Origin of the sequence: Arenibacter lacus, assembly GCF_008711145.1 — a bacterium.
Taxonomy (GTDB): Bacteria; Bacteroidota; Bacteroidia; order Flavobacteriales; family Flavobacteriaceae; genus Arenibacter; species Arenibacter amylolyticus.
The window spans coordinates 1-5,887 of sequence record NZ_VVIN01000101.1 but is presented as its reverse complement, the minus strand read 5'-3'; the positions used below and the strand labels follow the sequence as shown (position 1 = coordinate 5,887).

At 36.7% G+C, this 5,887-nt stretch carries 5 protein-coding genes; all 5 read right to left on the bottom strand.

The window, feature by feature from the left end:
• Window positions 1-816 (bottom strand): UDP-N-acetylglucosamine 4,6-dehydratase family protein (locus F1E73_RS16105; RefSeq protein ID WP_150452532.1); only part of this gene is annotated, 816 nt, incomplete at its 3' end.
• A gap of 6 nt (window positions 817-822) precedes the next feature.
• Complete coding sequence (gene wecC, locus F1E73_RS16100; protein ID WP_150452531.1) at window positions 823-2,043, bottom strand: UDP-N-acetyl-D-mannosamine dehydrogenase; 1,221 nt, start codon at window positions 2,041-2,043, stop codon at window positions 823-825.
• Window positions 2,040-3,167 carry a non-hydrolyzing UDP-N-acetylglucosamine 2-epimerase gene (gene wecB, locus F1E73_RS16095; RefSeq protein WP_150452530.1) on the bottom strand — a complete coding sequence of 376 codons (1,128 nt, stop codon included), beginning with the start codon at window positions 3,165-3,167 and terminating at the stop codon, window positions 2,040-2,042. Before wecB ends, wecC begins: the two co-directional genes overlap by 4 nt.
• Window positions 3,168-3,516: 349 nt before the next feature.
• Window positions 3,517-4,587 carry a glycosyltransferase gene (locus F1E73_RS16090; protein ID WP_150452529.1) on the bottom strand — a complete coding sequence of 357 codons (1,071 nt, stop codon included), beginning with the start codon at window positions 4,585-4,587 and terminating at the stop codon, window positions 3,517-3,519.
• Between the two features lie 235 nt (window positions 4,588-4,822).
• On the bottom strand, window positions 4,823-5,887 hold a 1,065-nt coding region (locus F1E73_RS16085), incomplete at its 5' end, for a glycosyltransferase (RefSeq protein WP_150452528.1).

Here is a 5,887-nt window from a genome sequence, read left to right as displayed (position 1 = left end):
CGCTTTTTTCATCTCCTCTCTGGTGCATAGGGTTTCGTAAAGCTTTTCCCCATGCCTAGTACCAATAACCTTTATTTCATTGCTCGCCTTAAATAGTTCTTTAATAGCCTGAGCTAAATCACCTATGGTACTGGCAGGTGCCTTGTTTACGAAAAGATCTCCTTGGTTTCCATTGAGGAAGGCAAATATTACTAAATCTACCGCATCTTCCAAGGACATTAAAAATCGGGTCATTTTGGGATCGGTAACGGTTAGGGGGGTACCTTCCTTGATCTGTTTAACGAAGAGAGGAATAACAGATCCCCTGGAGGCCATTACGTTCCCGTATCGGGTGAGGCAGACAATGGTACTGTCATTAGGGATGTTTCTAGAGGCGGCTATAGCAACCTTTTCCATTAGGGCCTTGCTGATACCCATGGCATTGATAGGGTAGGCCGCCTTATCCGTACTAAGGCAGATAATACGCTTAACCCCGTTGGCCACGGCGGCGTCTATGGTATTTTGAGTGCCAAAAACGTTGGTCTTGGCAGCTTCCAAAGGGAAGAATTCACAGGAGGGAACCTGTTTCAAGGCAGCAGCGTGGAAAACATAATCTACCCCCTGCATGGCCTTTGCAATACTATTGTAATCTCTTACGTCCCCAATATAGAATTTCACCTTTTCATTCTTTAGTTGGTTCCGCATGTCGTCCTGTTTTTTTTCATCCCGACTAAAGATGCGGATCTCCTTAATATTGGTTTCCAGAAACCGATTTAGAACAGCGTTCCCAAAAGAACCTGTACCTCCTGTAATTAGTAGTGTTTTATCTTTGAACATAAGTTTTTATTTATTATCCTTAAAAACTCCGCAAAAATCCAAAATAACTTTTTTTGGATTGAAGGTTAAACTTTTGAACTCCCTGTGGGCAACTAAAAAAACAACAATATCTGCCTTTTTGTAAGCCGACTCATAGTCTGTTAATTTAAAAACATTGTGATCTTCTATATTCGGTTCTACAATAAAATACTCTTCGTTATCCGCGTTGTGCAATACTCTTTGGGCCACATATTTTGCGGGTGACTCCCTTAAATCATCTATGTTCGGTTTGAAAGCCAGTCCCATTAAGGCAATTTTGGGTTTTCGGGCATTTTGAAGCTCAAATTGTAATTTTACTTGCTGTACCTTCTCCGCACACCAAAAGGATTTATAATTATTTACTTGTCTTGCAGTGCTTATAATTTTAGATTCCATAGGATAATCAGAAACCAAGAAATATGGGTCTACTGCAATGCAATGTCCACCAACACCTGATCCTGGCTGTAAAATATTGACTCTAGGATGTTTGTTTGCTAATGAGATTAGTTCCCAAACATTTATGTCTGCTTTATCACATATCAAAGACAATTCGTTAGCAAAGGCTATCTGTACATCGCGAGATGAGTTTTCTACCAATTTACACATCTCAGCAGTCTTGGAATTAGTGGGGTGTAATTCTCCCTTTACATATCTAGCGTAAAAGGCAACGGCCCTTTTAGTAGACTCTTCATCTATTCCCCCGATTACCCGGTCGTTATGTACCAACTCGTACATAACATTTCCTGGTAGCACTCTTTCAGGGCAATAGGCTAAGGAAATTTTGTTTTTTAATTCTGGTCGTTCCTGATAGATTAAATCTTTCATCTTTCCAGTTGTTCCAACGGGAGAAGTTGACTCTATGATATATAAATCTCCTTCTTTAAGAATTGGAATTACCGCTTTTGTTGCGGTTATGACAAAAGAAATATCAGGTTCATTTTTTTCCTTAAATGGGGTTGGGACCACAATAAGATAGGTGTTACCTGATATGGGAGCAGTTCCAGCTTTTAAAAACCCGCTGCTTACTGCTTTGGATACCGCTGCACCTAATGCAGGCTCTATGATATGAATCGCTCCGCGGTTAATCGTGTCTACGACCTTTTGGTTTATATCTACCCCAAATACTTGAGTGCCGCCTTCTGCAATTAATGCTGCTGTAGGCAAACCAATGTAACCGAGTCCTATGACCACTACTTCTGTATTTTTCATTGTTTTTCTAAGTTTTGCATAAATGATACAATTCGTTTACTTGCTTTGCCATCACCATAGGGGTTTTGAAGTTGGCTCATTTTTAAGTAACGATCCTTATTATTTAGTAGGTCAAGGGCTTCATGGACTATTTTATTTTTATCAGTACCTACCAAAATTACCGTCCCAGCGTCAACTGCCTCGGGTCTTTCGGTTGTATCCCGCATCACCAATACCGGCTTTCCCAGACTTGGCGCCTCCTCTTGCACCCCTCCGCTATCTGTAATTACCAGTTCACATATGTTCATTAACCAAACAAAGGCCGGATAGCCTAGGGGGTCAATCAGCTTTACATTATCTAAGTTGCTTAAAATCTCATAAACGGGTTTTTGCACCTTTGGGTTTAAGTGTACGGGATAAATTATTTGTAGGTTTGGAACCGAGGCCGCAATCTCCTTAAGGGCATTACAAATATTAATGAATCCTTCCCCATGGTTTTCCCTTCTGTGACCCGTGACTAGTATAATTCTTTTATTAAAATCAATTTCTTTTTTTAGATTCTCAATTTCATTATCGTTTATGGCATCCACTTTGGAGGCACTTTGCTGTAGAGCGTCAATTACCGTATTACCAGTTATTAAAATATTCTCTTTTTGGATACCTTCATTACAAAGATTATCATATGAAGTTTGCGTAGGGGAAAAATGATAATCGGCTACCCTTCCCGTGATGGATCTATTTATTTCCTCCGGAAAAGGAGAAAGCTTATTAAAGGTTCGCAAACCTGCCTCCACATGGCATACTTTTGCCCCGGAATAGAAGGAGGCGATACTAGCGCCCATAGTAGTAGTAGTGTCTCCATGGACATAGACATAATCTGGTTTAAAATCTTCCAATACCCTTTGTAATCCTGTAATAATAGCTGCAGTAAGGCCATACAGATTCTGACCTGGTTTCATTAAATCCAGATCATAATTTGGATTTATCTCAAAGAAATTTAATACCTGGTCAAGCATTTCTCTATGTTGGGCTGTTACACAGACCCTTGTTTCAAATAAATCATTCTTTAAGAATTCTTTCACCAAAGGCGCCATTTTAATGGCCTCGGGGCGCGTTCCGAAAATTATTAAGTTTTTCTTTTTCAAATTTCACACTTTTGGATGATGTACCTCCCCTTAAGGTTTGCTAGTTAAACGTAATTCGGAGCTTAAAAACGATATTGAATTATATGTTTTCTATGCAATGAATATGTAGCAATTTCCAATAATATTAATCGGGGTAATCTACTTTTAATTTAAATTTCTTGAAGGAAGGTATGAAGAAAATAAATATGCTCACAAGGATTCATGGTAATAGTCAAACTTTATGGATAAAGAGTAGAAATCACATATCATTTGTTCAAATCTAGGTGTGTTAAATTACGTTTAACATTGGTTTTTAACTGTTCGATTAATAGACCAATATTATCTTTGGAAGTAGCAAGAAATAAGTTATTTAGATTGAAATTACATATTCAATTGCGTCGGAAATACCTCTTACCATATCAGTAGGCTTTCTGCATTTGTCATAATGGGTCTTTGCATTTTCACCCATTTTCACATATTTACTTTTATACTTAGTGATATCTAGAATGATATCTTTTAAATCTGCATCGTTGCAATATAGGACTCCTGAAACTCCATCTTCAATATTTAATATTTCACCGCCAGTTATTGCGGATTTTTGAGTTATAAATGGTACGCCGTACCCCATACATTTTAAGACTGAAAGACCGGCTTGTCCAGGTGAAATACAGGCTAGGGCCCTACTGAAATGTTCGCAAAGAAGTTCTTCATCAAAGATTTTACCCGCCAATATAATTTTCTCGGTCAATTCATTTTCATTTATCCAGTCTAAGATATTTTGATATTCATCCCCATCTCCAATGATTCTGAGCGGAGGGACTAATTCAGTCATTTGAAATGCTTCAAGATAATTGTTGAGTAAGGCGTAAATGTTTTTTTGTTTATATAAGGTCCCTATGAAAAGTATTTCTTTTCTTGCCAACTTTTGGAGACTAGTTTTTACTGCTACCGTATTGTGGGCTACAAAAAGCTTTTTATAATCAATTCCATTTTCTATATATCTATTTAGAGGAAAAGACGAGTAGAACAACAATGCATCTGCCTTTCTCAACAAAAAGTATCTAACTTTGTCCCAAATAGTAACTTCCCCATAGTTTGTGTCATAAGATGCCCTTACTCCAATACCCCAATAAATTATTTTAAACTTTCTATTTTTCTTAAAACCCAACCCCATTAAGCTTAACCAACTTATGTCGCTCATGCCGATTACTACATCATAGTTTTGACAAAATTCAAACAAGGAATTTTTGTGAAGTACGAAGCGGGAAATTTTTTTTACAGGTAAGTGTACTACTTTAAAGGTAACATTGGTGTTAGTCAGAATCCCGAAGGAGTGAGCCACAGTTAAAGTATAATCTTTATTGAGAAGGTCATATATCGGAATACGATATGGCATTATCATATTTTGAACAATAAGAATTTTTTTTCGGCTTTTATTCATGTTTGAAATAGTTTGGTTATATCCACTTTGCTTTATCTTACTTGATCAAGAAGGCTCTATGTACATTCCAATTGAATGATTCTTGATGAGTTTTATCTTTAAAAAAGGATTAGTAGGGAACTATCATGTTTTATAAAGAACCAATTTATATATGAAGTTGGATCATTTGTGATACAGAGTGAAAGTCTCCTTCCTCTTTTAAGTAGGGTTAATTAAAAACTGATTATTTTCAAGATTATAAATTTTTTAATTGTGCATTGTATAGGTGGTAATAACTTTCATACTTCACGTTTTTATCAAAGAATTTTAATGCTCGCTCCCTGCATACAGCAGCGTAATGAGATTTCGTATGTTTTTTTAGTTTGTTTAAACACTTGCGTACCGCTACTATATCACCTGGTGGCACCACAAATCCTGTATCTTCTGAGATTGCCTCTGGACTGCCCCCAGTATTGTAAGTAATTATGGGAGTTCCACAGGCAAGTGCCTCTAGATTTGTAGTGGGGAATGTATCAGCATATGTTAAATTTAAAAAGATATTAGAAGTGGCATATATCTCGGCCAATTGCTCCTTATTTTGTGTTTTCTCGATTCCGATAACGCCAACAGGCAAATCGAACATTTGTTTTTTTGTTAGACCGACAAGTACTATTACCTCATCTGGTTCCAACTTTTGGGCCAATTTAAGGAAATCAACATATCCTTTTCCACTTCCCCAAACACTTGCTACACCTAAAAAAATATATTTATCTTGTATATTATAATTTTCTCTAAAGGATTGAAGATTTTTATTGATAAAAATGGAAAGGTCTATTCCGTTTTGTATCGTTTGGATCGGATTGTTTTTTAGAAAGGATTGTGTCAATAGGTTTTGTAGCCAGTAGGAAACTGGGACAATGGTTAAATTATTAACGGAATTAAATAATTTTTTTTTATCTAGATAATTGTTCTTGGAGTTATCAATATAGTAGCTTTTTGGATATTGCTTGGTTTGTGGACAATTTTCACATAATGTCTCCCATTTATTACATCCAACACTTTCAAAATGGACACAATGTCCAGTGAATGCCCAACAGTCGTGTAAGGTCCAGACCACTGGAAAGGACTTGCTAGACAGGTAATTAAATAAAGTGGTTATATTTATATAATACCCGTGAATGTTATGAAGATGGATAATGTCTGGATTTATTCTTTCAATAATCTTAATTAGATCCTTAGTGGCAGAATTTGATCCATATCCGTGTTTGTCGCAAAGCCTGGTAAGCAAAACATGCCTGTAGTTGCTAAGTTTAGACCCAAT